The sequence below is a fragment of the Bradyrhizobium sp. 18BD genome (assembly GCF_054185225.1).
Genome location: NZ_JAVAYL010000017.1, coordinates 138952 through 165803 on the forward strand (window position 1 = coordinate 138952; position 26852 = coordinate 165803).

At 63.8% G+C, this 26852-nt stretch carries 27 protein-coding genes; 19 read left to right on the forward strand and 8 right to left on the reverse strand.

Annotation, left to right across the window (positions count from 1 at the left end):
* Nucleotides 1–4 precede the first annotated feature (4 nt).
* The 11 genes from RAD16_RS28140 (at nt 5) to mtnK (ending at nt 11129) form a co-directional block, all read left to right on the forward strand.
* Nucleotides 5–643, forward strand: a complete 639-nt coding sequence (locus RAD16_RS28140; RefSeq protein ID WP_458161076.1) for an NADH-quinone oxidoreductase subunit J — start codon at nt 5–7, stop codon at nt 641–643.
* Nucleotides 640–948: an NADH-quinone oxidoreductase subunit NuoK gene (gene nuoK, locus RAD16_RS28145; protein ID WP_027537255.1), complete on the forward strand. Its 309-nt coding sequence runs from the start codon at nt 640–642 to the stop codon at nt 946–948. The genes RAD16_RS28140 and nuoK overlap by 4 nt, the downstream gene beginning before the upstream one ends.
* A 61-nt stretch (nt 949–1009) precedes the next feature.
* Nucleotides 1010–3109 carry an NADH-quinone oxidoreductase subunit L gene (gene nuoL, locus RAD16_RS28150; protein ID WP_458161077.1) on the forward strand — a complete coding sequence of 700 codons (2100 nt, stop codon included), beginning with the start codon at nt 1010–1012 and terminating at the stop codon, nt 3107–3109.
* Entirely contained in the window at nt 3110–4615 is a 1506-nt protein-coding gene (locus RAD16_RS28155; RefSeq protein WP_458161078.1) for an NADH-quinone oxidoreductase subunit M, read from the forward strand.
* A gap of 22 nt (nt 4616–4637) precedes the next feature.
* A complete protein-coding gene (gene nuoN / locus RAD16_RS28160; RefSeq protein WP_458161079.1) occupies nt 4638–6074 on the forward strand; it encodes an NADH-quinone oxidoreductase subunit NuoN in 1437 nt (478 codons plus the stop codon).
* A gap of 1 nt (nt 6075) precedes the next feature.
* The gene (locus tag RAD16_RS28165; RefSeq protein ID WP_458161080.1) at nt 6076–6882 is read left to right on the forward strand and encodes a biotin--[acetyl-CoA-carboxylase] ligase; all 807 of its coding nucleotides are present in this window, start codon (nt 6076–6078) and stop codon (nt 6880–6882) included.
* The gene (locus RAD16_RS28170) at nt 6882–8552 is read left to right on the forward strand and encodes a ribonuclease J (RefSeq protein WP_458161081.1); all 1671 of its coding nucleotides are present in this window, start codon (nt 6882–6884) and stop codon (nt 8550–8552) included. Before RAD16_RS28165 ends, RAD16_RS28170 begins: the two co-directional genes overlap by 1 nt.
* Nucleotides 8553–8620: 68 nt before the next feature.
* Complete coding sequence (gene mce, locus RAD16_RS28175; protein WP_458161082.1) at nt 8621–9025, forward strand: methylmalonyl-CoA epimerase; 405 nt, start codon at nt 8621–8623, stop codon at nt 9023–9025.
* Between the two features lie 9 nt (nt 9026–9034).
* On the forward strand, nt 9035–9310 hold the full coding sequence (locus RAD16_RS28180; RefSeq protein WP_458161083.1) for a DUF1467 family protein: 276 nt from the start codon (nt 9035–9037) through the stop codon (nt 9308–9310).
* A 150-nt stretch (nt 9311–9460) separates the two neighbouring features.
* Nucleotides 9461–9808: a hypothetical protein gene (locus RAD16_RS28185; RefSeq protein ID WP_458161084.1), complete on the forward strand. Its 348-nt coding sequence runs from the start codon at nt 9461–9463 to the stop codon at nt 9806–9808.
* Between the two features lie 31 nt (nt 9809–9839).
* Entirely contained in the window at nt 9840–11129 is a 1290-nt protein-coding gene (gene mtnK / locus RAD16_RS28190) for an S-methyl-5-thioribose kinase (RefSeq protein WP_458161085.1), read from the forward strand.
* Between the two features lie 139 nt (nt 11130–11268).
* Here mtnK and RAD16_RS28195 read toward each other — a convergent pair whose 3' ends face one another.
* Entirely contained in the window at nt 11269–12153 is an 885-nt protein-coding gene (locus RAD16_RS28195; protein ID WP_458161086.1) for a hypothetical protein, read from the reverse strand.
* Between the two features lie 256 nt (nt 12154–12409).
* On the opposite strand from RAD16_RS28195, the gene RAD16_RS28200 reads away from it, so the two are divergent.
* The 5 genes from RAD16_RS28200 to RAD16_RS28220 are packed head-to-tail and all read left to right on the forward strand — an operon-like array spanning nt 12410 to nt 17807.
* On the forward strand, nt 12410–13999 hold the full coding sequence (locus tag RAD16_RS28200; RefSeq protein WP_458161087.1) for an ABC transporter substrate-binding protein: 1590 nt from the start codon (nt 12410–12412) through the stop codon (nt 13997–13999).
* 59 nt (nt 14000–14058) lie between these two features.
* Nucleotides 14059–14982 (forward strand): ABC transporter permease, encoded by a 924-nt coding sequence (locus RAD16_RS28205; RefSeq protein WP_458161136.1) that lies wholly within the window; start codon nt 14059–14061, stop codon nt 14980–14982.
* Nucleotides 14979–15800, forward strand: coding sequence for an ABC transporter permease (locus RAD16_RS28210; protein ID WP_458161088.1), 822 nt, complete (start codon nt 14979–14981; stop codon nt 15798–15800). Before RAD16_RS28205 ends, RAD16_RS28210 begins: the two co-directional genes overlap by 4 nt.
* Entirely contained in the window at nt 15797–16777 is a 981-nt protein-coding gene (locus tag RAD16_RS28215; protein ID WP_458161089.1) for an ABC transporter ATP-binding protein, read from the forward strand. The genes RAD16_RS28210 and RAD16_RS28215 overlap by 4 nt, the downstream gene beginning before the upstream one ends.
* Entirely contained in the window at nt 16770–17807 is a 1038-nt protein-coding gene (locus tag RAD16_RS28220) for an ABC transporter ATP-binding protein (protein WP_458161090.1), read from the forward strand. Before RAD16_RS28215 ends, RAD16_RS28220 begins: the two co-directional genes overlap by 8 nt.
* A gap of 55 nt (nt 17808–17862) precedes the next feature.
* Here the strand turns inward: RAD16_RS28220 and RAD16_RS28225 are convergent, their stop codons facing one another.
* The 3 genes from RAD16_RS28225 to RAD16_RS28235 form a co-directional block, all read right to left on the reverse strand.
* On the reverse strand, nt 17863–18201 hold the full coding sequence (locus RAD16_RS28225) for a hypothetical protein (protein WP_458161091.1): 339 nt from the start codon (nt 18199–18201) through the stop codon (nt 17863–17865).
* Nucleotides 18198–18425, reverse strand: coding sequence for a hypothetical protein (locus tag RAD16_RS28230; RefSeq protein ID WP_458161092.1), 228 nt, complete (start codon nt 18423–18425; stop codon nt 18198–18200). The genes RAD16_RS28225 and RAD16_RS28230 overlap by 4 nt, the downstream gene beginning before the upstream one ends.
* A 158-nt stretch (nt 18426–18583) precedes the next feature.
* On the reverse strand, nt 18584–18787 hold the full coding sequence (locus tag RAD16_RS28235; RefSeq protein WP_458161093.1) for a hypothetical protein: 204 nt from the start codon (nt 18785–18787) through the stop codon (nt 18584–18586).
* A 119-nt stretch (nt 18788–18906) separates the two neighbouring features.
* Here RAD16_RS28235 and RAD16_RS28240 point away from each other — a divergent pair, with 119 nt between their 5' ends.
* Nucleotides 18907–19131: a hypothetical protein gene (locus RAD16_RS28240; RefSeq protein WP_458161094.1), complete on the forward strand. Its 225-nt coding sequence runs from the start codon at nt 18907–18909 to the stop codon at nt 19129–19131.
* 230 nt (nt 19132–19361) lie between these two features.
* Here the strand turns inward: RAD16_RS28240 and RAD16_RS28245 are convergent, their stop codons facing one another.
* The 4 genes from RAD16_RS28245 to RAD16_RS28260 all read right to left on the reverse strand — a co-directional run bounded on the left by RAD16_RS28245 (nt 19362) and on the right by RAD16_RS28260 (nt 23472).
* Nucleotides 19362–20387 carry an ABC transporter permease gene (locus tag RAD16_RS28245; protein ID WP_458161095.1) on the reverse strand — a complete coding sequence of 342 codons (1026 nt, stop codon included), beginning with the start codon at nt 20385–20387 and terminating at the stop codon, nt 19362–19364.
* A gap of 11 nt (nt 20388–20398) precedes the next feature.
* Nucleotides 20399–21901: a sugar ABC transporter ATP-binding protein gene (locus RAD16_RS28250; protein ID WP_458161096.1), complete on the reverse strand. Its 1503-nt coding sequence runs from the start codon at nt 21899–21901 to the stop codon at nt 20399–20401.
* A 6-nt stretch (nt 21902–21907) separates the two neighbouring features.
* The gene (locus RAD16_RS28255; RefSeq protein WP_211390091.1) at nt 21908–22930 is read right to left on the reverse strand and encodes a sugar ABC transporter substrate-binding protein; all 1023 of its coding nucleotides are present in this window, start codon (nt 22928–22930) and stop codon (nt 21908–21910) included.
* A 137-nt stretch (nt 22931–23067) separates the two neighbouring features.
* Nucleotides 23068–23472, reverse strand: coding sequence for a globin (locus tag RAD16_RS28260; protein WP_458161097.1), 405 nt, complete (start codon nt 23470–23472; stop codon nt 23068–23070).
* A gap of 471 nt (nt 23473–23943) precedes the next feature.
* Here RAD16_RS28260 and RAD16_RS28265 point away from each other — a divergent pair, with 471 nt between their 5' ends.
* Both RAD16_RS28265 and RAD16_RS28270 read left to right on the forward strand, forming a co-directional pair.
* On the forward strand, nt 23944–24330 hold the full coding sequence (locus RAD16_RS28265) for a DUF2946 domain-containing protein (RefSeq protein WP_458161098.1): 387 nt from the start codon (nt 23944–23946) through the stop codon (nt 24328–24330).
* Between the two features lie 85 nt (nt 24331–24415).
* Complete coding sequence (locus RAD16_RS28270) at nt 24416–26839, forward strand: TonB-dependent receptor family protein (RefSeq protein ID WP_458161100.1); 2424 nt, start codon at nt 24416–24418, stop codon at nt 26837–26839.
* Nucleotides 26840–26852: the final 13 nt, after the last annotated feature.

Consider the following 26852-nt stretch of genomic DNA (forward strand, 5'->3'; position numbering starts at 1 on the left):
GGGCATGATCCTTCCCGCGCTGTTCTTCTATCTCTTCGCCGGCGTCTGTGTCGCCTCGGCCGTGATGGTGATTGTCTCGCGCAATCCCGTGCACTCCGTGCTGTACCTGATCCTGGCCTTCGTCAACGCCTCCGGCCTGTTCGTGCTGATGGGCGCCGAATTCCTGGCGATGATCCTGATCGTCGTCTATGTCGGCGCCGTCGCGGTGCTGTTCCTGTTCGTGATCATGATGCTCGATGTCGACTTCGTCGAGCTGCGCGAAGGCTTCATCCAGTACCTGCCGGTCGGTATCGTCATCGGCGGCATCTTCCTGTTCGAGCTGCTGCTCACCGTCGGCGCCTGGGTCATCAACCCGACCGTGAGCAAGACCATCACGGCGCCGATCCCGACCAACGTCTCGAACACCGAGGCGCTGGGGCTGGTGCTCTATACGAAGTACATCCACTACTTCCAGCTGTCGGGCATGGTGCTGCTGGTCGCCATGATCGGCGCCATCGTGCTGACGCTGCGCCACAAGGCGAGCGTGAAGCGGCAGGACATCAACGTTCAGAACGCACGCACGCCCGAAATGGCGATGGCGATGCGCAAGGTGGCACCGGGGCAGGGGCTCTCGGATGCCGATGCGGCGGAGTGGGTGAAATGACGATCGGGCTCGGACACTATCTTGCCGTCGGCGCGATCCTGTTCACGCTCGGCATCCTCGGCATCTTCCTGAACCGCAAGAACATCATCGTCATCCTGATGTCGATCGAGCTGATCCTGCTCTCGGTCAACATCAACCTGGTGGCGTTCTCGACCTTCCTCGGCGACATCGTCGGCCAGGTCTTCGCGCTTCTGGTGCTCACCGTCGCGGCCGCTGAAGCCGCGATCGGTCTCGCCGTCCTGGTGGTCTATTTCCGCAACCGTGGCTCGATCGCGGTTGAGGACGTCAATCTGATGAAGGGCTGATCGCATGATCCGGAAAAGTGGACACCGGTTTTCCGACCAGATCATGCGGAAAGAGTAAGTCATGGTTCAGGCAATCGTTTTCCTGCCGCTGCTGGGCGCCATTCTGGCCGGGCTCATCGCCCTGGCCGGCGCGCATGCCCGCAATCCCTCGGGCGACGAGGTGGAGCATCACGGCGACCACGGTCACGGGCCGCACGCGCATGCGTCGGACACGATCAACGAGGATGCGTCCGTCATCCATGAGAGCCACCACGAACCCGGCGACGGGCACGACGGCCATGGGCCGGTCGAGCCGGCAGCCGCCGGCTCGCGCGGCGCCGAACTGATCACCACGGCGCTGCTGTTCGTGTCGGCGGCGCTGTCCTGGATGACGCTGGTCGACGTCGGCTTCATGCACCATGACGGCCGCATCCAGCTGCTGCCCTGGATCTTCTCAGGCGACCTGCAGGTCTGGTGGACGCTGCGCGTCGACACGCTGACCGCCGTGATGCTGGTGGTGGTAACGACGGTGTCCTCGCTCGTGCACCTCTATTCCATCGGCTACATGGACGAGGATCCGTACCGGCCGCGCTTCTTCGGCTATCTCAGCCTGTTCACCTTCGCCATGCTGATGCTGGTGACCGCGGACAACCTGGTGCAGCTGTTCTTCGGCTGGGAAGGCGTGGGTCTGGCGAGCTACCTGCTGATCGGCTTCTGGTACCAGAAGCCTTCGGCAAATGCCGCCGCCATCAAGGCCTTCGTGGTCAACCGCGTCGGCGACTTCGGCTTCGCGCTCGGCATCTTCGCGATCTTCATGCTGGTCGGCTCGACCGATTTCGAGACGATCTTCCATGCCGCGCCGGGCCTCACCGGCAAGACCATCTACTTCCTCGGCTGGCACGCCGATGCGCTGACCCTGACCTGCCTGCTGCTGTTCATGGGCGCGATGGGCAAGTCGGCGCAGTTCCTGCTGCACACCTGGTTGCCGGACGCGATGGAAGGCCCGACGCCGGTGTCGGCGCTGATCCACGCCGCGACCATGGTCACCGCGGGCGTCTTCATGGTGGCGCGCCTGTCGCCGCTGTTCGAGCTCGCCCCGAACGCCCAGGCCGTCGTGATGTTCTTCGGTGCCACCACCGCGTTCTTTGCGGCGACCATCGGCCTCGTCCAGAACGACATCAAGCGCATCGTCGCCTACTCGACCTGTTCGCAGCTCGGCTACATGTTCGTGGCGATGGGAGCAGGGGCCTATTCGGTCGGCATGTTCCACCTGTTCACGCACGCCTTCTTCAAGGCGCTGCTGTTCTTGGGCTCCGGCTCGGTGATCTACGCGATGCACCACGAGCAGGACATCCGCAACATGGGTGGCCTCTGGAAGAAGATCCCCTACACCTACGCGGTGATGGTGGTCGGCACGCTGGCCCTGACCGGCTTCCCGCTGACCGCCGGCTACTTCTCCAAGGACGCGATCATCGAGTCGGCCTATGCCTCGCATAATCCGTTTGCGATGTACGGCTTCCTGATGACCGTCATCGCTGCCGGCCTGACTTCGTTCTACTCCTGGCGCCTGATCTTCAAGACGTTCCATGGCGAGCCGCATGACGAACATCACTATGAAGCCGCGCATGAGGCCCCGCTCTGGATCCTGATCCCGATCGGCGTGCTCGCGGTCGGCTCGTTCGTCGCGGGTCTTCCGTTCAAGGAGCTGTTCGCCGGTCACGGCGTCGAGGAGTTCTTCCGCGAGTCCGTGAAGATGAACCCGCACATCATCGAGGAGATGCACCATATCCCCGAGACCATCGCCTTCCTGCCGACGGTGATGATGGTGCTGGGCTTCCTCGTCTCGTACCTGTTCTACATCCGCCGGCCTTACATCCCCGTGCAGCTCGCAAAAGAGCAGCCGATGCTGTACCAGTTCCTGCTCAACAAATGGTACTTCGACGAGCTCTACGATTTCATCTTCGTCCGTCCGGCGAAGTGGATCGGCTACCAGCTCTGGAAGAAGGGCGACGGCTTCATCATCGACGGTTTCGGCCCCGACGGCGTCTCGGCCCGCGTGCTGGACGTCACCCGCAACGTCGTGAAGATCCAGACCGGCTATCTCTATCACTACGCATTCGCCATGCTGATCGGCGTCGCCGGCCTGATCACCTGGTTCATGTTCGGCTTTGGAGGCCAGTAAATGACAACCTGGCCCATCCTTTCGGTCACGACGTTCCTGCCGCTGGTCGGCGCGCTGATCGTTTACCTGAGCCGCGGCGATGACGAGGCGGCCAAGCGCAATTCGCGCTGGATCGCGCTCTGGACCACGCTGATCACCTTCGCGGTGTCGGTGATCCTGGTCATGCGCTTCGATCCCAACAGCGCCGACTTCCAGTTCGTCGAGAAGGCGGCGTGGCTCGCCACCGGCATTACCTACCACATGGGCGTGGACGGCATTTCGCTGCCCTTCGTGATCCTGACCACGGCCCTGATGCCGTTCTGCATCATCGCGAGCTGGAAGGTGACGAGCCGGGTGCGCGAATACATGATGGCGTTCCTGATCCTGGAAACGCTGATGGTCGGCACCTTCTCCGCGCTCGATCTTGTGCTGTTCTATCTGTTCTTTGAGGGCGGCCTGATCCCGATGTTCCTGATCATCGGCGTCTGGGGCGGCCCGCGCCGGGTCTACGCTTCCTTCAAGTTCTTCCTGTACACGCTGCTCGGCTCGGTCCTGATGCTGCTCGCCATCATGGCGCTGTACTGGAACGGCAACACCACTGATATCCCGACCCTGATGCATACCGCCGTGCCGCGGTCGCTTCAGACCTGGGCCTGGCTCGCCTTCTTCGCCTCGTTCGCGGTGAAGATGCCGATGTGGCCGGTGCATACTTGGCTCCCCGACGCGCACGTCGAGGCGCCGACCGCTGGCTCGGTGATCCTGGCCGCGATCCTGCTGAAGATGGGCGGCTACGGCTTCCTGCGCTTCTCGCTGCCGATGTTCCCGCTGGCCTCGCATGACTTCGCGCCGCTGATCTTCACGCTCTCGACCATCGCCATCATCTACACCTCGCTGGTGGCGATGATGCAGGAGGACATGAAGAAGCTGATCGCGTACTCCTCGGTCGCGCATATGGGCTTCGTCACCATGGGCATCTTCGCCGGCACCATGCAGGGTGTCGCCGGTGGTGTGTTCCAGATGATCTCGCACGGTATCGTCTCCGGTGCGCTGTTCCTCTGCGTCGGCATCGTCTACGACCGCATGCATACCCGCGAGATCGCGGCCTATGGCGGCCTCGTCAACCGGATGCCGCTCTACGCCATGACCTTCATGGTCTTCACCATGGCCAATGTCGGTCTGCCCGGAACGAGCGGCTTCGTCGGCGAGTTCATGACGCTGCTCGGCACCTTCAAGACCTCGATCCCGACCGCGTTCTTCGCCTCCACGGGCGTGATCCTGTCGGCGTGCTATGCGCTGTGGCTTTACCGCAAGGTCGTGTTCGGATCGCTGGTGAAGCCGTCGCTGATGACGATCAAGGATCTAACCTTCCGGGAGTGCCTGACGCTGTTCCCGCTGATCGCGCTGACGATCCTGTTCGGCGTCTATCCGAAGCCGGTGCTCGACATGTCGGCCGCCTCGGTCCAGCAACTCGTCAACAATTACAACACCGCTGTGACGGCCGTGAAGGCCGCCGCACTGCTCCAGTGATCGGGCAGGTCAGGATATCGCCATGAGCTTTACGACTGCAGGTTATCAACTGGCGCCGGTGCTGCCCGAGCTCGTGCTCGCGGTCGGCGCCATGGCGCTTCTGATGCTCGGCGCCTATCGCGGGCAGGGGACCACCAGCGCGGTCACGATGCTGGCGGTGCTGCTGCTCATCGTGGTCGGCGTGCTCGAATACATGCTGCCCGCAGGCAAGCAGGTGACATTTGGCGGCAGCTTCATCGTCGACGACTTCGCGCGCTTCATGAAGATATTGGCCCTGATCGGCTCGGCGGTGACGCTGATCCTGTCGACGGAGTTCCTGGCCGACCCGTCGCGCCGCATCTTTGAATATTCGATCCTGGTGCTGCTCTCGACGCTCGGCATGATGGTGCTGATCTCGGCGGGCGACCTGATCTCGCTCTATCTGGGCCTCGAGCTGATGTCGCTCGCGCTCTACGTCGTGGCGGCCTCGAACCGCGACAACGCCAAGTCGAACGAGGCGGGCCTGAAGTATTTCGTGCTGGGGGCGCTGTCCTCGGGCATGCTGCTCTACGGCGCCTCGCTGATCTATGGCTTCACCGGCACGGTCAGCTTCACCGGCATCGCGGCATCCGCCACGACTGCCAACGTCGGCCTGGTCTTCGGTCTTGTTTTCCTGCTTGCCGGCCTCTGCTTCAAGATTTCGGTGGTGCCATTCCACATGTGGACGCCCGACGTCTATGAAGGCGCGCCGACGCCCGTGACCGCCTTCTTCGCCTCGGCGCCGAAAGTGGCCGCACTCGCTGTCTTGACCCGCGCGACGCTGACCGCGTTCCCGGGCATCGTGCCGCAGTGGCAGCAGATTCTGGTGTTTGTCTCGATTGCCTCGATGGCGCTCGGCGCCTTCGCCGCGATCGGCCAGAGCAACATCAAGCGCCTGATGGCCTATTCCTCGATCGGGCATATGGGCTTTGCGCTGGTCGGCCTTGCCTCCGGCACGGTCGAAGGCGCGCAGGGCGTCCTGATGTACATCGTGATCTACGTTGCGATGACGCTCGGCTCTTTCGCCATCATCCTCGCGATGAAGCGCAACGGTCAGCCCCTCGAGCAGATCAGCGACTTCGCCGGTCTCTCGCGCACCAACCCACTGCTCGCCTTCTTCTTCGCGATGCTGCTGTTCTCGCTTGCCGGCGTTCCGCCGCTCGCGGGCTTCTTCGCCAAATGGTATGTGTTCGTCGCTGCGATCAAGGCCGATCTGTTCACGCTGGCCGTGATCGGCGTACTGACCAGCGTCGTGGGCGCCTACTACTATCTCTCCATCGTCAAGACGATGTACTTCGACGAGCCGGCCGGCCAGGTCGACCCGGTGCGCGTCGAGGTCAATACGGTGCTGGCGGTCGCAGGCCTGTTCAACATTCTGTTCGCATTGTTCGCGGGTCCGGTGGTGAGCGTCGCCTCCGCCGCCGCCAAGTCGCTGTTCTAGGATGGGGTTCGCGCTTGGTCCTCGCGCAATCGCGGCCGGCTACAAGCTCGCTGCGTTGGAGCGGACCGGCTCGACCAATGCCGACGCGATCGAAGCAGCACGCGCCGGCGAACGCGGCCCGATCTGGTTCGTGACGGCGGAGCAGACGGCCGGCCGCGGCCGCCGCCAGCGCCCCTGGATCGCGCCAAAGGGCAATCTGGCGGCCAGCGTCCTCGAAGTCCTCGACGTCGCACCTGCTGTGGCCGCCACGATCGGCTTTGCCGCAGGGCTGGCCGAGGAAGCCGCCCTTGAGAAGGTCAGCCTCGAGGCCGCGATGCGGCTTGGCCCCGACCGGCCGCGATACACCCTGAAATGGCCGAATGACGTCCTCGCCAACGGCAAGAAGTTGGTCGGCATTGGTCTGGAGGCGGAAGCCGTCAATGACCGCCTGGCCATCGTGGTCGGCATCGGCACCAACATCGTGGCAGCGCCCGAGGGCACGCCGACGCCGGCGGTGTCGCTGGCGGCCCTCGGCGTCCAGATCAGTGCGGAAGAGCTGTTCTCGGCGCTCTCAGACGCCTGGGTCGAGTTCCGCGGCATCTGGGACAATGGCCGCGGCTTTGCCGAGGTCCGTAAGCTGTGGTTGGAGCGGGCTGCCCGCCTTGGCGAGCCGATCGCGATCCACACGGGAACCACGGTGCTGGAAGGCATTTTTGACACGATCGACGACACCGGCTGCCTGATCGTCCGCACCGCGGAGGGCCGTCGCGTGCCGATCGCTGCGGGCGAGGTGTTCTTCGGTCCGGTCCGCTCGGTGGGAGCTGCGTGATGGCAAGGCCGGACGAACTGGTATTTGCGCCGCTCGGCGGGGTCGGCGAGATCGGCATGAATTTGTCGGTCTACGGCCTCGGCAACCGCCACCAGCGTTCGTGGCTGGCGGTCGATCTCGGCGTCTCCTTCGGTGACGAGGAGCATCTGCCCGGCATCGATCTGATCATGCCGGACATCAGCTTCCTGGAGAAGGAGCGCAAGAACCTGATGGGCCTGGTGCTGACCCACGCCCATGAGGATCATTTCGGCGCCATCATCGACCTCTGGCCGAAGCTGAAATGCCCGATCTACGCGACCAAATTCAGCGCCGCTTTGTTCGAGGCCAAATGCGCCGCCGAGCGCAACGCGCCTGAGATCCCGGTCACCGTCGTTCCTTCCGGCGGCCGCGTTGATATCGGCCCGTTCAACGTCGAGTTCATTCCCGTCGCGCATTCGATTCCGGAAGCGCACGCGCTAGCGATCCACACCGACGCCGGAATCGTGCTGCACACCGGCGACTGGAAGATCGACCCGACCCCGACCTTGGGCGCCCCGACCAACGAGAAGCGGTTGCGCGAACTGGGCGAGGAGGGCGTGCTCGCTTTGATCGGCGATTCCACCAACGCCGTGCGTGACGGCCGCTCGCCCTCGGAGGCCGAGGTGGCGCGCACCATCATCGACCTGGTCAAATCCGCCAAGGGCCGCGTCGCGGTGACGACCTTTGCCTCCAACGTCGCCCGCATCAAGGCTGTCGCCGACGCTGCGAAAGCCGCAGACCGCGAGGTCGTCGTGGTCGGCCGCGCCATGGAGCGCGTGGTGCAGGTCGCGCGCGAGACCGGCTATCTCGACGGCGTGCAGAATTTCCGCTCGCCCGAGGTCTATGGCCATCTGCCGCAGGACAAGGTGCTGGCGCTCTGCACCGGCAGCCAGGGCGAGCCCCGCGCCGCATTGGCCCGCATCGCCAATGACGACCACCCTGAAATCACGCTCAACCGCGGCGACAGCGTGATCTTCTCCTCGCGCACCATCCCGGGCAACGAGAAGGCCGTCGGCTCGATCATCAACAATCTGGTGCTGCAGGGCGTCGAGATCATCACCGACCGCGACCATCTGGTTCACGTCTCCGGCCATCCGCGCCGCGACGAGCTGCGCGACATGATCTCCTGGGTGAAGCCGCAGCTCCTGATCCCCGTGCATGGCGAGGCCCTGCACCTGAATGAGCACGCCAAGCTCGCGCGAGCGGCCGGCGTGCCGCGGGTTCTGGTCATTCGCAACGGCGACCTCGTCAAGCTTGGCCCCGGCGATCCCGGCGTGGTCGGCGAGGTGCCGTCGGGCCGGCTCTACAAGGACGGCACGATCCTGGAGGACTCAAAGTCCCGTGCCGTGGTCGAGCGCCGTCGCATGGCCTTTTCCGGCTGCGCGTTCGTGGCCATCGCCATGACCGCGCAGGGCGAGCTCGCCGACGATCCCGAGGTCGATCTCGTCGGCATCCCCGAGAAGAACCGGGCGGGCGAGCCTTTTGACGACATCGTCTTCGATGCCGTGATGTCCACGATCGAGGGCCTGCCGCGGGCGCGCCGCCGCGATCCCGATGCTCTCGGAGAGTCGGTGCGGCGTGCTGTCCGGGCCGTCATCAACGAACATTGGGGAAAAAAGCCCCCCTGTCTGGTACATGTCCTGACGGTGTAACTGTGCCGGCATGATCTCCAGGGCGGTCGCTCCGCCTTTTCCGGATCATGCGCTGAGGGAGAAGAAACATGCTGGGTCGCCTCAACCACGTCGCGATCGCGACCAAGGATTCCGTCAAGGCCGCCAGGATCTACGGCGCGGCGTTCGGCGCGCAGATCTCGGAAGCCGTCCCGCTGCCCGAGCATGGCGTCATCACCGTGTTCGCCACGCTCCCCAACACCAAGATCGAGTTCATCGAGCCGTTAGGTGAGACCTCGCCGATCGCAAAGTTCCTCGAGCGCAATGCCGACGGCGGCATCCACCATGTCTGCTACGAGGTCGTGGACATCATCGCCTCGCGCGACACGCTGGTGAGGGAGGGCGCGCGGGTGCTCGGCGACGGCGTGCCGAAGATCGGCGCCCACGGCAAGCCGGTGCTGTTCCTGCACCCGAAGGACTTTTCCGGCGCGCTGGTCGAAATCGAGCAGGCGTAAGGCCGCCCCATGGCCATCCAGATCTCGACCGCGCTTGCGATCTACTTCGTCATCTGGTGGATCGCGCTGTTCCTGACGCTGCCGTTCGGCGTGCGCAGCCAGCATGAGGACGGCGTCGGCGCGCCCGGCACCGACCCCGGTGCGCCGATCCTGACGCGGATGGGCCGCAAGCTGATCTGGACCACGATCATCTCGGCGATCATTTACGGCTTCGGCATGGTCGCCTATCAGGCCGGCTATCTCTCGATCGAGCGGCTGTCGAAATTGATGGGAATGCCGTTCTAAAGCATGATCCGGAAAAGTGCGCAGCGGTTTTCCGAAAAGATCATGCTCAAACAACAACCTAAAGCGCGATGACGATTCATCCAAATCTCATCGCGCTTTAGAGCTCTTTGCTGGAATTTCTGTGTAGCGTAACTGTTTTGGGGGGAACGAATGACTTTTCAGAGGATCGTCATCGCGCTTCTGGTGTTGATCGTCGCCGGGATCGGCGGCATCGGCTATTTCGAATGGAAGATGGCGGGGCAGGTGCGAACGCTGAAGGCGTTCGTCGAGGGCTACGTCTTCAACGAGGCCGTGCTGGCCTGCGAGCAGGCCAAGAGCTCGACGCCGTTCAAATGGAACGGCGGCAAGAGCACCTCGGTGATCGGGCTGAACTCGGCCAAGCTCGATAAATACACCGTCAGCGCCAGCTACACGCTGGTGGCGGACAGCGTCTATTGCGATTACGATCCGATCAAAAGAAAGGCCGAGATCGGCTCGAGCTTCCTGGAGCGGGAGTAACGATCCGGCCCACATATGGGATGGGATCGTCATGACCGGAGACCGGGCAGGGGACTATCGGATTCTGCATGAGGCCGACTTGCGGGACTATCTCGCAAGCCTGCCTGACATCGCTGCGCTGCTCGGTGGCGATCCCGCGTCATGGCCGATCACCGAGGTCGGCGACGGCAATCTCAATCTCGTCTTCATCGTCAAGGGCGCACGCGGCGGCATCGCGGTGAAGCAGGCGCTGCCTTACGTCCGCCTCGTCGGCGAGAGCTGGCCGCTGCCGCTGTCGCGGGCCCATTACGAATGTCTCGCGCTGTCCAAGCAGGCCCAGCTCGCGCCGGGTCTCGTGCCGGCGCTGCTGCATCACAACGAGGCGCTGGCGCTGACGGTAATGGAGCTGCTCGAGCCGCACATCATCATGCGCAAAGGGCTGGTCGCGGGAACCAGCTATCCGCGTTTCGTCGACGACATCACCACGTTCATGGCGCGCACCCTGTTCTTCACCTCCGACCTCGCGCTCACGGCCGCCGAAAAGAAGGAGACCATCGCGGCGTTTGCCGGCAATCACGCGCTCTGCAAGATCACCGAGGATCTGATCTTCACCGACCCTTACCGCATTGCCCAGCAGAACCGCTGGACCGCGCCGTACCTCGACAAGCTCGCCGCGAGCCTGCGCGACGACATGGAGCTGCATGTCGCGATCTCCCGCCTCAAGCTGAAGTTCATGGCGAGCCCTGAGGCGCTGCTCCATGGCGATCTCCACACCGGGTCGATCATGGTCACGCACGGCCAGACACAGGTGATCGACCCTGAATTTGCGTTCTACGGCCCGATGGGGTTCGACGTCGGCGCCGTGCTGGCCAATTTGCTGATGGCCTATTTCGCCTCCGCCGGCCACGAGCGCGCGCCGGGCGAGCGGGCTGCGTTCGAGGCCTGGGTGCTGGAGACGGTCGAAAAGGTCTGGAACGAGTTCGCGCGCAAATTCCTCGACCTCTGGCGGGCCGGACCCACCGGCGATGCCTATCCGGTTTCGCTCTTTGCCGGCGACAAGGGCGCCCTGCGGCTGGAGGCCGAGCGGCAGGCCTATATGCAACGCTTGTTCACCGACACTGTCGGCTTCGCCGCCGCCAAAACCATCCGCCGCATTTTTGGCCTCGCGCACAACATCGATTTCGAGTTGATCGAGGATCCGAAGAGGCGGGCGGAGAGTGAGGCGCGCGCCGTGCGGCTCGCGCGGGCGATGATGGTGGAGGCGGCGGCGTTTCGGACGATCGCTGACGTTGCGGGCGCCGCGCGGAAATTGCGAGACTGGCAGCCGGAATTGTCAGGCTGACGAAGGCCTCGGCGAGGAGCGCGCTCCACGCTCCGTCAATGCGAGGAGCGTAGCGACGAAGCAATCCAGAGTCGTTCCGCGGAGGGATTCTGGATTGCTTCGCTGCGCTCGCAATGACGGGGTGGGAGACGCGGGGGCCTCAATACAGCCGCATCGGCAACGGCGCGCCATCCTGGCCGACCAGCAGACCCCAGGTCTCGTTGGCCGCGACCTCGAACTCCCGGCTCTGCGCCGCGGTGCCGTCCACCTTCAGGGTGACCTTGTACTTGCCCGGCGACAGATCGAGCTTTTGGCTGTCCGGCAATTCGCCGGCCGTGCTTTCCGAATTCGCCAGGTTCTCTCCGGCGCGCGCCGCCAGATGGATGGTCCGCTCGTTGATGGTGACGATCGCCGCGCCGTCCGTCCTGTTGCCGAGCATCAGCCGCCCTTGCTCCGGTTTCGGCAAAAACCCTGCGGTCGCGACCGGGGGCTTGCGCAATGACAGGTCGGCGATGGTCTTGCCGTCCTGACGGGTGAGCCGGAGCGAGGCCGGTCCATCTGACGTCGTGAAGGCGATCACGGCCCGATCCGCCTCGACCGCCGCGCCGTCATTCTCGGTCCAGCCGCGCTCCCCGAGTGCGGCGCGATAGAAGCCGAGCACGGCCTTGAGATCGAGCGGCGTCTCGACGTGAGCCGACCGGATGAAGGGCGAGTTGTTCGCGGTCATCAGGCCCCAGCCGCCCGGGAGCGGCAGGCCCACGTCCGCGGACATTTTGTCCTCGAAGGTCCGGCTTGCGGCCCGCGCCAAAACCCCGAGGGCGTCGCAGAGCAGGCGCTCACCGAGATAGTCGGGGGAGCAACGATCCTTGATCGCCCACCAGCTATCGGCGACATCCCCGTTTGACCGCGTGGTGTGGGACCAGCCGGCGTGGAGGGTGTTGGTCGAACTGTCCCGGGCCGGGTCCGGCGTGACGGGGACCGCCATCGCGGCCGTCGCGGCGAGCAGACTGCCCGCGAGCAGGATACCTAACGTTCGGCGCTTCATTTTTTCCGCGATCCCTGGGGCTCGGATAACGATCCTGAGCTTGGTCGCATCGATCGCGAAAAATGTTCACTGGTCCGGGTCGATCGATGACGCACCGCGTCATTCGGCAGCTTGCATCGCCGGAACATGCAACCTGACCCATGAGGCCATCGCTGCCTCAGGAACCGGCATCGATTGCCATCAAAACGATGCTTGCTTTCGACAGGCGACGAATGATCAAATCCCTGATCGAAATACCTGCGTTGTTGGGGGACATATGATGTTCAGGATGATGGCGATCGTCGCGGGCTTGGGTCTGGCGCTCGCCGCCCCGGCGGAGGCGCAGACACCGCGCAAGGGCGGAACCGTCCGCATGACCGCGCCTTACGGTTCGAGCTTCACCAGCCTCGACATTCACACCACTCAGCGCGCCCAGGACGAGATTTACGCCAAAGCGCTGCATCGCTCGCTCTACATCTGGGACTCCGCGGAAGGCAAGCCGGTTCCGGAACTTGCGAAGGAGGTCATCGTCTCGGGCGGCGGTCTCGTTTACACCTTCAAGCTCCGCGACGACGCTTATTTCCACAACGGCCGCAAGATGACGGCCGACGATGTGATCTGGTCCTACAACCGCATCATGGACGGCACCAAGGCCTATCCCGGCGCGCGCTTCGTCCGCATGATCGAGGGCGCGGCTGCGGTGGAGAAGGGGCAGGCGAAGGAGATCTCCGGCCTGAAGAAGATCGACGACTTCACCGTCGAGATGAAGCTGACCGAGAAGGTCGACCCGGGCTTCTACTTCTTCACCGCGCTGACCTCGATCTATCCTGCCGACGAGGCCGCCAAGGAGAGCTTCATCCAGAAGCCGATCGGCCTCGGGCCGTTCAAATTCGTGGAGCACGTGCCGGGATCGCGCATCGTGCTGGAGCGCTGGGACCGGTTCTACAAGCCCGGCAAGCCCTATGCCGACAAGGTCGTGGTGTCGATCATGGCCGAGGCTGCGGCGCGCGATGTCGCCTTCCGCAACAAGGAGATCGACACCTCCGTGCTCGGGCCGGCGCAGTACGTCGCCTATCAGAACGATGCCGACCTCAAGGGTACCATCGTCGAGGTTGCCGAGGTCTTCACGCGCTACATGGGTATGAACCCGAACTTTAAGCCGTTCAGCGACAAGCGCGTCCGGCAGGCGATCAACTACGCGATCGACACCGATCTGATCATCAGCAAGCTGGTCAAGGGCAAGGCCTATCGCGCCACGAGCTGGCTGCCGTTGACCTCGCCGGCCTACGACAAGGCCATGAAGCCTTACGCCTACGATCCCGCCAAGGCCAAGCAGCTCCTCGCGGATGCCGGCTACCCCTCCGGCTTCGAATTCGAATGGACCACCAGCCAGAACGAAAGCTGGGGTCTGCCGATCGTCTCGGCCGTGATCCCGATGCTGGACAAGGTCGGCATCAAGGCGAAGGTGAAGCAGGTCGAGGCCGCGGTGCTGTCGGAGGTGGTCCGCTCAGGCGATTACCAGGCCTTCATCTATTCCCAGCAGACCGGCCCGGATCCACTGGCCGCGCTGAAATGCTTCCACTCGTCGACGCCGCAATCGGCCTGCAACTACATGACCTTCAAGAACGCCGAGTTCGACAAGATCATCGATGAGGCCGGGCAGGCCGACGACGTCGCCAAGCGCACCCAGCTTCTGCAAAAGGCCAATGCGCTGCTCTATGACGAGGCGCCGGTCTGGTTCTTCAACTACAACAAGGCGGTGATGGCCGTGCAGCCCTGGCTCCACGGCGTTCAGCTCAACGCGACGGAGCTGACCCACCAGAACGTCGAGGACCTCTGGGTCGACGAGACCTCGCCCGCGAAGTGACACGCGTTCTCGCACTCCCTCCGTCGCCATGAGCGATGGAGGGAGGGATGAAAGTGCCGATGCTCTCTTTCCTGATCCGTCGCCTCCTGCAGACCATTCCGACCGTGCTCGCCGTCGTGCTGCTGGTCTTCGTGCTGTTCAGCGTCGTTCCCGGCAGCATCGTCTCGAGCATGAGCGACGACGCCGATCCCCAGGTCGAGCTGCGCATGAAGAAGCAGCTCGGCCTCGACGATCCCATCTACGTGCGTTTCGGCTCTTACATCGCCAAGCTCGCCACCGGCGATTTCGGCACGTCGTTCCGGACGCGTGAGCCTGTCACGGCCATGATCGCCAAACGGGCATGGCCGACGCTGCAACTGGTCTTCACGGCCATGGCGTTTGCGGTTCTGCTCGGCGTCCCGCTCGGCTTCATTGCCGCATTGCGGCCGGGTGGTCTCGTCGACAGCGCCGCAATGGTCGTGGCAGTGTCGGGGCTTTCCATTGCCAAATTCTGGCTCGGGCTGGTGCTGATGTATCTGTTCGCGTTGAAGCTCGGCTGGCTGCCGAGCTTTGGCTATGGTGATGGCGGCCTGAAATATCTGCTGCTGCCGGCCGTGACGCTCGGCGTCTCGCCGATGGCGCTGTTTGCCCGGACGACGCGCGCTGCCGTGCTCGAGATCATGACGGCCGATTTCGTCCGCACCGCGCGGTCGAAGGGCATGAGCGAGACCCGGGTGGTGAAGTGGCATGTGATGCGCAACGCGCTCGTCATCATCCTCACCACCGTCGGCCTGCAGTTCGGCGGGCTGATGGGGCAGGCGGTCGTGGTCGAGAAGCTGTTCTCCTGGCCGGGCATCGGCTCGCTGCTGGTGGACAGCGTCCTGCAGCGCGACATTCCGGCGGTCCAGGGCTCCATTCTCGTGGTGGTGCTGGCCTTTCTGGTGATCAATCTGCTGATCGACGTGCTCTATGGCGTGATCGATCCCAGGATCAGATACGCATGAAGCTCCGCGCCAATCTCATCATCGGCGGCGTGCTGTTCGCGCTCGCGATCGTGGTCGGGCTGCTGGCGCCGTGGCTGGCGCACACCGATCCGGTCCTGGACGCCAACCTCATGAACGCGGAAGAGCCGCCGAGCTGGACCTGGTGGTTCGGCACGGACGACCAGGGCCGCGACATCTATTCCCGCGTCGTCTACGGCGCGCGCGTGTCGCTGACGGTCGGCATCGTCTCGCAGCTCATCAACAGCATCATCGGCGTCGCGCTGGGCCTGAGCGCCGGCTATTGGGGCGGCTGGTGGGATGATGTCGTCAACGCGCTGACCAACGTCATGCTTGCGATCCCCTCGCTGATCTTCGCGCTCGCCATCATGGCGGTGCTCGGCCCCGGCCTGACCAGCCTCTTGATCGCGCTCGGGCTGACCAACTGGTCCTTCACCTGCCGGATCGCGCGGGCCTCGGCGCTGTCGCTGAGGAGCCAGGGCTATGTCCAGGCGGCCACCGTGCTCGGCTATGGTGACCTGCGCATCATGATCACGCAGCTGCTGCCGAACATGCTCGGGCCGATCGTCGTCATCGGCACGCTCGGCATGGGCAGTGCGGTGCTGTCCGAGGCCGCATTGTCGTTCCTCGGCCTTGGCGTTCGGCCGCCATTCCCGAGCTGGGGCAGCATGCTGTCGGATGCCCGCGACCAGATCACGACGGCGCCGTGGCTCTCGGTATTTCCGGGCCTTGCGATCTTCCTGACGGTGCTCGGCCTCAACCTGCTCGGCGATGGCCTTCGCGACATCCTCGATCCCCAATCGCGGAGCCGGCGGACATGACGGGCGCGCCGCTGATCGAAGTCGAGGATTTGCGCATCGATCTCGACGACGGATCGAAGCGCGTTGCGGCGGCCGAGGGCATTTCATTCCGCATCGATCGCGGCGAGACGTTCGGTCTCGTCGGCGAATCCGGCTGCGGAAAGAGCATCACGGCGCTCGCGCTGATCGGCCTGTTGCGGCAGCCGCTGTCGATCGGCGGCGGCGTCATCCGGTTCGACGGACAGGAGATCCAGCATCTTTCCGCGGCCAGACAGCGGGACCTGCGCGGCGATCGCATCGCCATGATCTTCCAGGAGCCGATGACGGCGCTCAACCCGGTCTCGCCCGTGGGCCGGCAGATCGCCGAAATGTTCGTGCTGCACAAGGGCAAGAGCTGGCGGGAGGCCAACAAGCTGGCGGTCGAGGCGCTGGCCAGCGTCCGCGTCCCCGCGCCCGAGCGGCGCGTGAACGACTATCCGCACCAGCTCTCCGGCGGCATGCGCCAGCGCGTGATGATCGCGATCGCGCTCGCCTGCGGCCCGGATCTCCTCATCGCCGACGAGCCGACCACCGCGCTCGACGTGACCGTGCAGGCCGAAATCATCGAGCTGATGCGGAATCTGTGCGCCGAGCGGGGAACGGCGATCCTGATGATCAGCCACGATCTTGGCCTCGTCGCCAATGTCTGCCGCCGCGTTGCCGTGATGTATGCCGGCCGCATCGTCGAGGAGCGCGGTTCGGCCGACATCTTCCGGGCGCCTTCGCATCCCTATACGCAGGGCCTCGTCGACTCGCTGCCGCGGCTGGGCAGCCGCGCTGTGCTTGGCCGCAGCAGGCTCAGGGAGATCGCGGGCGTCGTGCCGGCCATCACGAATTTCCCGGACGGCTGCCGCTTCAATCCGCGCTGTGCGCTGGCGACCGACATTTGCCGCACGGTCGCGCCAACGGCGGATTTGCTGGGGGCAGGCGGGTTGGTGAGGTGTCACCATCATGCATGAGCCGCAAAGCGTGTTGGCTGAGGCCAGGATGGACGACGATCTCATCCTCAGCGTCGAGGATCTCGCGGTCCATTTCCCGCTCGGCGGCGGCCTGTTGGGCCGCGGCCGGCGGGTGCTCCGTGCCGTCGACGGTGTCGACCTCAAGCTGAAGCGGGGCGAATGCCTCGGCCTCGTCGGCGAGTCCGGCTCGGGCAAGTCGACGGTCGCCTTGTCGATCCTGGGCCTCCTGACGCCGACGCGCGGCCGCATCGTGCTGGACGGGCAGGTCGTGACCGACAGGCAGTCCGGCGATCGCAAGTCGCTCGCCCGCATCGTGCAGATCGTGTTCCAGGATCCCTACGCCTCGCTCAATCCGCGCCAGACCGTGCGCCGCACGCTAGAGGATCCGCTGCGCGTGCACGGCGTGTCCGCAAAGAGCGAGATCGAGGACCGCGTCGCGACCATGCTGCGGCACGTGGGCCTGCGCCCCGAGCAGGCCGACCGCTACCCGCATGAATTCTCCGGCGGCCAACGCCAGCGCATCGGCATTGCCCGCGCGCTGATCCTCAATCCCAAGATCGTCATCTGCGACGAGCCGGTCTCGGCGCTCGACGTCTCGATCCGCGCCCAGATCATCAATCTGCTGCTGGAATTGAAGGACACGCTCGGTCTCTCCTACATCATGATCAGCCACGACCTCGGCGTCGTCGAGCACATGAGCGACCGTGTCGCCGTGATGTATCTCGGCCGCATCGTCGAGAATGGCGACTGGCGCGAAATTTTCGAGCGGCCCGCGCACCCCTATACGCAGGCCCTGATCGCCGCCATCCCCGATCCCTTGCACCATGCGCCGCTCGCGACCACAGGCGGTGATCTCCCTAATCCGCTCAATCCGCCCAACGGATGCGCCTTCAGCCCGCGCTGTCGCTACGCGGAAGATGTGTGCCGCCGAGAGCCGGGACCGACGCTGGAGACGCGGCCCGATGGGCATGCGGTGAGGTGCTGGCGGAGCGAGGAGATTGTGGGGCGGCCGGTGGTCGCTTCAACCTAAGGCCTATACTATCATGACCTCTCTTCATAGCTGACGCTATGCCCAGACTCCTCCGCTAGACGCTCATCGCGAGTTTTCGCTGCGCCCGGGCGCGGCGGAAGCCCATGAAGAGCGCGACGAATGCCGGTACGAAGAAGAATATTCCCGCGAATATGATCGCGAAGTCCTTATCGGCATTGACGTGGGGCAAGTCGGACAGCCTGGCGAGCACCAGAACGAGCGCGATGCAGACCACGAAGAGTTTCGCGATTGCAACGCTGTAGAGGACGCCGAAATGGGTGTTGGGACTGGACTTGGCGATCCAGATCCCGAGCCACCGTCCGGGGAGCAGCAGCACAACGAAGCTCGCCACCCAGACGACTGCTATCACGCTCGCGAGTTCGAGCCCGCTCATGCACGCTTCCCGGCTTGAGGCGTCGTTGTCTCGAACGTCAATGCAGCCGGAGCAGGAGGCTTTTGTGACTCCTCCTGGCGGCTTGCCACAACGGCGAACCAAAGTCCGATCATGATGATCAACGTGCGGACACCTGCGACCAGATTCTTGTTGAGCTGGAAGAAGTGGCCGGCACCCTCGATCATGGCGGCGCCCGCGAAGGCCAGCGCGAAAGCAGACAGCATTGCGTCCCCCAGTTGTGCGGGGATAATGGCCCGCAATTCCTAAGGGACAATGAGTCGGATCGGTAAAAGCACGCGCGGCCTCGCTCGAAGCCAAGAGCGACCATTGCAGTAGACATTGCGGTCTGCCATTCGCCCGGAAGCCGATCTCGGCGGTCCAGTCACAGACCTGCGCCCAGGATTTCGAGAAATGCGAGGGGTGACGCTGCGATCGCCGCTCCCACACCGAATCCGACGGTGCCGAGCGCGACGGCGCCCAACCACGCGTGGTGCGCCCAGCCGTAGGCGCCGCCGATGAAGGCGCAGGTTCCTACGATCGAAAGCGTCCAGACGATCCGTATGACGAGTTTAACGATTCCAGTCATCGGCTCTTAACCTGTCGTAACGCGAACCGGCCTGACGTCGCGATGTGCATTTCGGGATCGCCTCTTGCTCCACCAGCTTGCCATGTACAGGTAGTAAGGCAGTGGCCAGAGCGGAAGTCATGACACGCAACGTGAGCAACATCCCGACCGGACGGACCTACCTGGCGTTCGCGTTGGTTTGGACCATCGTGACGTTTTTCGTCTTCTTGCTCTGCATTGCAGTGTTCGCGGCCGGCCGTTGGATCATTGGCCTGCTGATCGTTCTACTCACCGTCTATGCCTTTGTCCGGCACAATATGTGGCTTGGCAAACGCGCAAGACGGGGGCTTGTTCGCAGGCGTTGAGGTCGGCATCGGGGTGTCGTCGCGAGCTTCATTGCGGTGTTCGCGCATCGAGCCCAACGGCTCTCAAACCCGCCTCTCGCGATGATCACATCCTGCTCCTGTTTTGCCCGACGAGTCAAATGCCGGCACGGTCGCACGCACGCCATTTGCGGGTTTCGTAAGCGGTTGAATTTCCTCACAGTCTCTACTGTGCATGGGGTTGTTTTCGCGGCTTTTGTTTTGGCGGCGGTCTACTCCGCCGCTTTTTCCCTCAGCCGCTGCGCGTAGACGTTGATCACCAGCGCCGCCAGCAGGATCAGGCCGCGGATCAGGATCTTCAGGAAACTATCGATGTTGACGTGGTCGAGGCCGTTGTTGAGGACCCCGAGGACGAAGAGCCCGACGATGGTATTGCCGATGCCGCCGCGGCCGCCGAACAGGCTGGTGCCGCCGACGACGACGGCGGCGATGGAGTCAAGCAGATAGGTGTCGAACTCGTTCTGCTGCGCGCTGCCGAAATGGGCGACGCCGAGCATGCCGCCGATGCCCGAGCACACCGCCGAGATTACCATGACGCTGCCCAGGATGAGCTTGACGTTGAGGCCGGCATATTCGGCCGCCTCGCGGTTGCCGCCGACCATGTAGACGTAGCGGCCGAAGCGCGTGTAGGTCAGCACCAGATGGCCGCCGAGCAGCATGATGGCGGCGACGATGACGATCCAGGGGATGCCACCGATCGAGCCGGAGCCGAGCGTCGTGATCAGGCTCGGTACCTTGTAGGCGATCTGGCCACGCACCAGCAGCGCGGAGATGCCGGCGGCGATCTGCATCATCGCGAGCGTCATGATGAAGGAGGGGATGCCGATCACGGTCAGCCCCAGCGCGTTGACGAGGCCGAGCAGGGCGCAGAGCAGGATCGACAGCAGGATCGCGACGGCGCCGGGCAAGGGGATGTTGGCGATGTTGACGTAGGATTCCTGCAGCGTGAAGTAGGCGACCGCAATGCCGGTGACGTTGGCGATGCTGGCGATCGACAGGTCGATCTCGGCGCAGAGGATCACGAAGGTGAGGCCGACGGCGATGATGCCCGTCACCGACACCTGGGTCAGGATATTGCCGAGATTGTCGAGCGTCGCGAAGGAGGGGCTCGCGAAGGCGAAGAAGGCGGAGAGGAAGATCAGGGTCAGGAACGGCGCGATGTTGCGCATCTGCGAGCGCAGGAAGGGTGCAATGCCACGTGCCCGCTGCCCTGCCGCCAAAGCCGTCTCACTGCTCATGTGCTTCTCCGTCACGCCGCTTCCAGCAGGCGGTCCTTGCTGACCGGTTCGTTCCTGAATTCCCGCACCACTGTGCCGCGCTTGAGCACGAGGATGCGGTCGGCCAGCGACAGCACCGTTTCCGGCTCGGTCGACAGCACGATGATCGCGAGCCCCCTGGCGCGGAGGTCGCGGACGATGTTGATGACGTCGTTCTTGGCGCCGACATCCATGCCGCGGGTCGGCTCGCACAGCACCAAGAGCTTTGGTGGATAGGTCAGCCATTTTGCGAGCGCCACCTTCTGCTGGTTGCCGCCGGAGAGCATGCCGAGGTCGAGGCCGACCACGGGCGGCCTGATCTGCAACTGCTCGACCTGGCGCTTGGCGATGTCGCGCTCCTGCGCCGGCTTGAGCAGCAGGGACGAGATGCGATCCAGAATGCTGATCGAGATGTTCTTGTAGACCGGCTCCTGGTGAAACAGCATGTCGCGCCGGCTCTCCGGCACCAGCGCCACGCCGGCGCGCCGCGCCGCCGCCGTGCTGGCGAAAGTCTTCGGCGTGCCGTCGACGGCGAGGATGCCGCTATCCGGCTTCAGCTTGCCGAACAGGATGCGGGACAGCTCCTGCTGGCCGCAGCCCATGAAGCCGTAGATGCCGAGCACTTCTCCGGCGCGGGCCTCGAAGGAGATGTCCTTCAGGCTGCGCGACAGCGAGAGCTGATCGACCTTCAGGACCACCGAGCTCTCACTCGCCTTGGGCAGCATCAAATCGTCGGTGTAGCTGTGCTCGAGCGCCTCGCCGCCGCGGCCGATCATGGCCTCGATCAGCGCGCCCTTGCTGGTGGCGGCACTCGCCGTCTCGGCGACCTTCCGCCCATTGCGGAACACCGTTACCGTGTCGGAGACGCGAAGAATGTCCTCAATGAAATGCGAGATGAAGACGATGCTGGTGCCTTCCTCGCGTAATCGTCGAAGGGTGGAGAAGAGCCGCTCGACCTCGGGCGGGGATAGGGCGGAGGTCGGCTCGTCCAGGATCACGATGCGCGCGCCGGAGAACAGCACCCGGGCGATCTCGATCAGCTGCTGCAGCCCGATGGGCAAGTCACCCAGCGGCGTCATCGGATCGACGTCGATGCCGAAGCGGGCGAGCTGCTCGCCGGCCTCGCGCGCCATGCGCCGCCATTGCACGAGGCCGAGGGCGTTGGTCGGCTGGTTGCCGAGGAACACGTTCTCGGCGACCGTGAGATCGGGGGCGACGCTGAGCTCCTGATGCACCATGGCGATGCCGGCCGCATGCGCATCGCGGGCCGAGCGGAAATGGGTCTCCGCCCCGTCGATCAGGAAGCGGCCGGAGAATTCGGTGTGCACGCCGGCGATGATCTTCATCAGCGTGCTTTTGCCGGCGCCGTTCTCGCCGACGAGACCGTGGATCTCGCCGGGAGAAAGCGCGAAGTCGACACCACGAAGCGCTTCGACGCCGCCAAAGCTCTTCGTGATGCCCTGCAGTTCCAGGATGGGCGAACGCGTCTCAGGCATGGAAGCTCAGATCAGGAAGTGATCCTGCATCCACTGCATCCCGGCGGCGTTGGCCTTGGTCACGACCGGCCCGTCAGTGACGACGTTCTTGGGGATTCCCTGTCCGCTCTTCTCGCCGCCGACCACGGCGGAGACGCCCGCGATGATCGCGCCGCCATGGATGCGGCAGGAGGGGTTACGGACGGTCGCGAACATGCGGCCTTCGCTCACCGCCTGGATCGCCGGCGGCATCGCATCCACACCGCCGATCAGGATGTTGGTGCGGTTACGCGCCTTCATGATGTTCGCCGCGGCGAGCGCCATGTCGTCATTGTGGAAGAACGCCGCGTCGATCTGCGGATATTTGGTGAGGTAGGTTTCCCAGAGCCGGGCGGTCTTGGAGACGTCCCAATCGGCCGGCTGGGTGTCGAGCACCTCGATGCCGGGGAACTGCTTCACGACATTGTTGAAGCCCTTGGCGCGGCCCTGCGCGCCGGTGTGGCCGAGCGCGCCCTGCGTCATGATGATCTTGCCCTTGCCGCCCATCGCGTTGCACAGCGCCTGCGTCACCGAGGCGCCCATGAACTCGTTGTCGGGGGCGAGGAAGGAGTGGACGTTGATCTGGTCGAGCGGCGCAATCAGCGTGTCCATGTCGATCACGGGCGTGCCGGCGTCGATCATCTTCTGCACGGGCTGGGTGAGGGTGCCGATGCCGAAGGCCTGGATCGCGACGAAATCCCATTTCTGCGAGGCCATGTTGTCGATCGCCGCGCGCTGCTTCACCGCGTCGAGCTGGCCGTCGAACCAGGTGACTTCGACGTTGAACAGCTTGCCCCAGAATTCCGCCGCCTGCTTGCCCTGCGCGCACCAGGTGGCCTGAAGGCCCGCGTTGGAGAACGCCGCCTTCAGCGGCTTCTCGCTGCGTCCGACTTCGGCTGCCAATGCGGGGTTTATGCCCATGCTGCCGAACAGGGCAGCTCCAGCGCCGGCGGTCGCTGCCGCCTGAAGAAGATCGCGCCTCGTCGTCGAGAAATCTTTCGTCCCGGACATCGCTCGCTCCCATATATTTTATCGTCGGCGCGTCATTGCTTGCGCGACCGATGTCCGAAAGTCTCTCACAAGAGTTGTTGCCACTCAATCTGCAATCGTGCGGGAGAAGTCGCGGCGCGTTGGTGCAGCGCGAAGCGTTACGCTGCGATGCCAGCGAAGGCGTCGATCTCGACGAGCAACGTATCCCAGGCCTGGGCGGTCTCGCCCGACCATTCATCTCGAAGCAGATCGCGCAGCGTATCCCTGATGATGCCGAAGAACGCGATGAACAGCTCGCGCGGCGTGCCGTAGCCATCATGCGAGACGACCTCGCAGGCGATCAGCCGGAAATGTCCGCTGCGCTCACCCGCAAAATCGAGGATCGCCTCGATCGTCAGCGCCAGCATCGATCCCATCACGAGCTCGCTGCCCTGCGAGCGGAACATTGTCCGTGTTTCCGGGTGCGTTTCGAACAGGCGTTGATGAACGAGTGGCGTGAGATCCGCGCAACGCGAGGCTGCGATTTCGAAACTGTTTTCAATCGGATTAGAGGAAGCGGTCATTCGCGGCGAAGCCACGCAGACAAAAAAAGAGCGGGGCCCTGGCCCCGCTCAAAAATTGTGTCGACCCTATTATCCCCGATTCTAAGATTTGCTCTTGATTGACGGGGCGACGCTGCATTTTGCGCGCCAGGGGCTCCTCCCGAGACTTGGACCACCAGACGTCGACCTCGCGGTCAGGCCTGAGCAAGAAGGATGCTAGATCAACTTTTCTCACTTGTCATCATTTTCGGCAACGATTGTTCAAAATATGAGCAGTTGGCGAAATGATCGGGCTTTTGGCCGTGTAAGCATATGACAAATATAAGAAATCTGTGGATGGGCGGGGCGAGCAGGCTGCCTCAAAGACCAGGCCCGGTCCCTCCCGCGGGGCGCTCCGACCACAGTTTTCGAGAAATTTGCGCTGGGCCAAGAAGCCGGCGGAACTGACCTCGACTCAGCCCGCGACCGGGTGTTTAGTTCGTAGGCGAACGAATGGTTCGGCGGATGCGCGCACGGCTGCAAAAATTCCTACCCCTGGTCCTGCTCGCTTTGGCGATGCAGGTGCTGGCGCCGATTGCCGCCTGTCTGGCGGCCGGCCAGGCCGTGGCCGATCCGCTCTCAGCCGCCGTCATCTGCCACAGCGCGAGCGAGCAGGGCGGCCCCGACGACCAGACCGGCGCGCCGACCGCGCATGGTGCTGCCTGCGCGCTCTGCTGTCTGGCGCAGGCGAACGCCTCGCTCGATTCGCCGCCGCACGTTGTGCTTGCCGTCCCCTTCCGCCATGCCGAGCGCGTGGTGTGGCATCAGGCGGGCGCCTCCGCCGTTGCAGTCCATCGGGGCTCAAACGCCCAGGCACGCGCACCCCCGCACTTTTCCTGACGACCCTCGGTATCGCCGCGGTCCGTCCGCCGGCGATTGATGCTGTCGAATTGCCGGAGAGAAAGCCCGGCGTCAGGAATGCCCCATGTTACGTTGTCATGCCCGTCGCGGCGTGAGTGTCGCTGCCATCCAGGCCGCGCTGCTCGCATCGTCGAACGGAGCCTTTGCCCAAAGCGGCAATACCGAGCTCCCCGCGGTGACCGTCGAGGCGCCGCACGCTGCCCGCCCCAAACCGGTCGCCCTGCCGTTGAAACCGCGCGCCGCTTCAGTGGGGCGTGTGGCGAGACCCGCTGCACCGACCGCAAGCGCACGCGGACCGACCCAAGGCCGGACCGTGACTGCGGATGCAGCACGCGATAGCCTCAATCAGGCGCCAGCCGGCCAGACCGAGACGACCATCGATCGCAGCCAGTTCGACAACCGCCCCGCATTCTCGGTCGGCGACGTGCTGCGGGACAGCCCCGGCGTTTCGGTCAAGCAGGGCAACGGCCCGCGCGATTTCGGCATCTCGATTCGCGGATCCAACGCGAGGAACGGCTTTGCCATCCGCAATCTCGTGATCTTCGACGACGGTTTTCCGGTGACGCAGCCGGACGGCCTGTCGCGGAGCGACCTTATCGATCCGCGCGCCTATAGCGCTATCGACGTCGTCCGCGGTTCCTCGTCGGCGCTGTACGGCAATTACGCAACCGGCGGCGCGCTCAATTTCCGGACACGGCCGGGCGGCACGATCGACGGCGTCGAATATGGCGTCGATGGCGGCAACTACGGCTACCTCAACAACTACCTTGCCGCGGGCAAGAAGGTCGGCAATTTCGAGGGCTCGCTGTTCGCAAGCGACGCGCGCGGCGACGGCTATATCGGTAATAGCTGGTTCAACACGCAGACCGTCAACTTCGTCGGCACGCTCAAGGCGACGCCGGACGATCGCTTCACGGTCAAGATCATCAACAACGACCTCAGCGCGCGGCTGCCGCTCCGACAGTCGCTGAATCAATACTATACCAATCCATTTCAACAGGGCTGTACGACTGGCGCAGGCGTTGCCGGCTGCCCAACCGTGTCTCTCTTCAACAACGGCTTCAACGCAAGAACGGGCGTCACAGCCGACAGGGACACCGAGACGGCAACGCAGGCGGGCTTGGGGCGAAACGATCGTCGAACCATCGTCGGTGGACGATGGGAGCACGATTTCGACAACACCACGAGCTGGCGAAACCAGTTTGTCTTCGACGACAGGAACATCAGTCAGCCGACCGGCGCGACCAGCGCTATCGGCGATTTTCCGTCGTACAACTACATGAGTGATATTACGAAGCGCGGCGAGATCCTCGGCATGGACTCCACCACGTTTGTCGGCGCGTGGTACAATACGCTCGTGGCGTCGAGCGACACGCGCAACGTAATGCCCGGCGGAAACGCCACGTTGGGGCTGCTCCAGGCGAATACATTTAGCGATACGTCCAACTATGGGGTACGTGCGAGGGAGGAGCTAAAGCTCACTCCCGACCTGACCGCGATAGCCGGAATTGGATGGGAGACCACAATTCTGAAGGGCGTCAACACCCTCTATAAGTACAACACGTTCAACGTTCCGATAGCCACGATTCCCACGCCCACAAGCGCAGATCGCAAGATTGAGAACACCGCTCCCGAACTGGCGTTGCTGTACAGGCTCAATCCCGAATGGCAGTTTCGCGGCCGCGTGGCGACCGGATACGGAACGCCGCAGGTGTCGAATTTGTTCGTTCTTCCGAACGGCGATTTTGGCAACAACACCCAGCTCCAGACACAAACCAATATCGGCTACGATCTCGGCGTTGACTGGACTCCAGGCAATGCGGTCAAGCTGAGTGCGACGGCATTTTACGAGTTCTTCCGAAATGAATTGGTGAGTCAGGCCGCGAGCAATCCCAACGCGAGCAACACGACTTACATGTTCAACGCACCGCGCTCCGAACATCGGGGCATCGAGCTTGCGGCCGACTGGAAATTCTATCCGGGCTGGCGGTTCTTCGCGGCGTACACTTATCTCGACGAGGTCTACACCGAATATGTCGAGAACATCACCAATGGCGCGGTGTTCAGCTTCAACCGGGCAGGCAACAAGATTCCCGGCATCTCGCCCAACGAGCTAACGGCTCGGGTCGGCTATGACGAGTTCGCCGGGCCGCTGGCGGGCCTGGGTGGTTTCGTCGAGGTCCAGTGGAAGGACTCCTTCTACATGGACAATGCAAACCTGCTGAAGGCGCCGGGCTACGAGCTGGTTAACGTCAACGTCCACTACAAGTCCGATCTGGTGTCCGACACGTTCAGATCCCTGAACCTGTTTCTCGAAGTCAGGAACATGTTCGATCGTACCTACGTTGGCTCGGCCAACAACATCGCGAACACGGTGACAGCGGCAGGCCTTCAAAATCCCGCGACCGTCCTCGCAAATACGACCGGTTCGATCTACGCAGGCTCGCCGCGCACCTTCGTTGCGGGTATGAAGGTGGCATTCAAATGAGCCGGACTCTCGA

Bases quoted from the DNA above. Each gene is read 5' to 3' on its own strand.
- RAD16_RS28140 (WP_458161076.1), top strand. From the start codon at position 5: ATGATCCTTCCCGCGCTGTTCTTCTATCTCTTCGCCGGCGTCTGTGTC.
- nuoK (WP_027537255.1), top strand. From the start codon at position 640: ATGACGATCGGGCTCGGACACTATCTTGCCGTCGGCGCGATCCTGTTC.
- nuoL (WP_458161077.1), top strand. From the start codon at position 1,010: ATGGTTCAGGCAATCGTTTTCCTGCCGCTGCTGGGCGCCATTCTGGCC.
- RAD16_RS28155 (WP_458161078.1), top strand. From the start codon at position 3,110: ATGACAACCTGGCCCATCCTTTCGGTCACGACGTTCCTGCCGCTGGTC.
- nuoN (WP_458161079.1), top strand. From the start codon at position 4,638: ATGAGCTTTACGACTGCAGGTTATCAACTGGCGCCGGTGCTGCCCGAG.
- RAD16_RS28165 (WP_458161080.1), top strand. From the start codon at position 6,076: ATGGGGTTCGCGCTTGGTCCTCGCGCAATCGCGGCCGGCTACAAGCTC.
- RAD16_RS28170 (WP_458161081.1), top strand. From the start codon at position 6,882: ATGGCAAGGCCGGACGAACTGGTATTTGCGCCGCTCGGCGGGGTCGGC.
- mce (WP_458161082.1), top strand. From the start codon at position 8,621: ATGCTGGGTCGCCTCAACCACGTCGCGATCGCGACCAAGGATTCCGTC.
- RAD16_RS28180 (WP_458161083.1), top strand. From the start codon at position 9,035: ATGGCCATCCAGATCTCGACCGCGCTTGCGATCTACTTCGTCATCTGG.
- RAD16_RS28185 (WP_458161084.1), top strand. From the start codon at position 9,461: ATGACTTTTCAGAGGATCGTCATCGCGCTTCTGGTGTTGATCGTCGCC.
- mtnK (WP_458161085.1), top strand. From the start codon at position 9,840: ATGACCGGAGACCGGGCAGGGGACTATCGGATTCTGCATGAGGCCGAC.
- RAD16_RS28195 (WP_458161086.1), bottom strand. From the start codon at position 12,153: ATGAAGCGCCGAACGTTAGGTATCCTGCTCGCGGGCAGTCTGCTCGCC.
- RAD16_RS28200 (WP_458161087.1), top strand. From the start codon at position 12,410: ATGATGTTCAGGATGATGGCGATCGTCGCGGGCTTGGGTCTGGCGCTC.
- RAD16_RS28205 (WP_458161136.1), top strand. From the start codon at position 14,059: ATGCTCTCTTTCCTGATCCGTCGCCTCCTGCAGACCATTCCGACCGTG.
- RAD16_RS28210 (WP_458161088.1), top strand. From the start codon at position 14,979: ATGAAGCTCCGCGCCAATCTCATCATCGGCGGCGTGCTGTTCGCGCTC.
- RAD16_RS28215 (WP_458161089.1), top strand. From the start codon at position 15,797: ATGACGGGCGCGCCGCTGATCGAAGTCGAGGATTTGCGCATCGATCTC.
- RAD16_RS28220 (WP_458161090.1), top strand. From the start codon at position 16,770: ATGCATGAGCCGCAAAGCGTGTTGGCTGAGGCCAGGATGGACGACGAT.
- RAD16_RS28225 (WP_458161091.1), bottom strand. From the start codon at position 18,201: ATGAGCGGGCTCGAACTCGCGAGCGTGATAGCAGTCGTCTGGGTGGCG.
- RAD16_RS28230 (WP_458161092.1), bottom strand. From the start codon at position 18,425: ATGCTGTCTGCTTTCGCGCTGGCCTTCGCGGGCGCCGCCATGATCGAG.
- RAD16_RS28235 (WP_458161093.1), bottom strand. From the start codon at position 18,787: ATGACTGGAATCGTTAAACTCGTCATACGGATCGTCTGGACGCTTTCG.
- RAD16_RS28240 (WP_458161094.1), top strand. From the start codon at position 18,907: ATGACACGCAACGTGAGCAACATCCCGACCGGACGGACCTACCTGGCG.
- RAD16_RS28245 (WP_458161095.1), bottom strand. From the start codon at position 20,387: ATGAGCAGTGAGACGGCTTTGGCGGCAGGGCAGCGGGCACGTGGCATT.
- RAD16_RS28250 (WP_458161096.1), bottom strand. From the start codon at position 21,901: ATGCCTGAGACGCGTTCGCCCATCCTGGAACTGCAGGGCATCACGAAG.
- RAD16_RS28255 (WP_211390091.1), bottom strand. From the start codon at position 22,930: ATGTCCGGGACGAAAGATTTCTCGACGACGAGGCGCGATCTTCTTCAG.
- RAD16_RS28260 (WP_458161097.1), bottom strand. From the start codon at position 23,472: ATGACCGCTTCCTCTAATCCGATTGAAAACAGTTTCGAAATCGCAGCC.
- RAD16_RS28265 (WP_458161098.1), top strand. From the start codon at position 23,944: ATGGTTCGGCGGATGCGCGCACGGCTGCAAAAATTCCTACCCCTGGTC.
- RAD16_RS28270 (WP_458161100.1), top strand. From the start codon at position 24,416: ATGTTACGTTGTCATGCCCGTCGCGGCGTGAGTGTCGCTGCCATCCAG.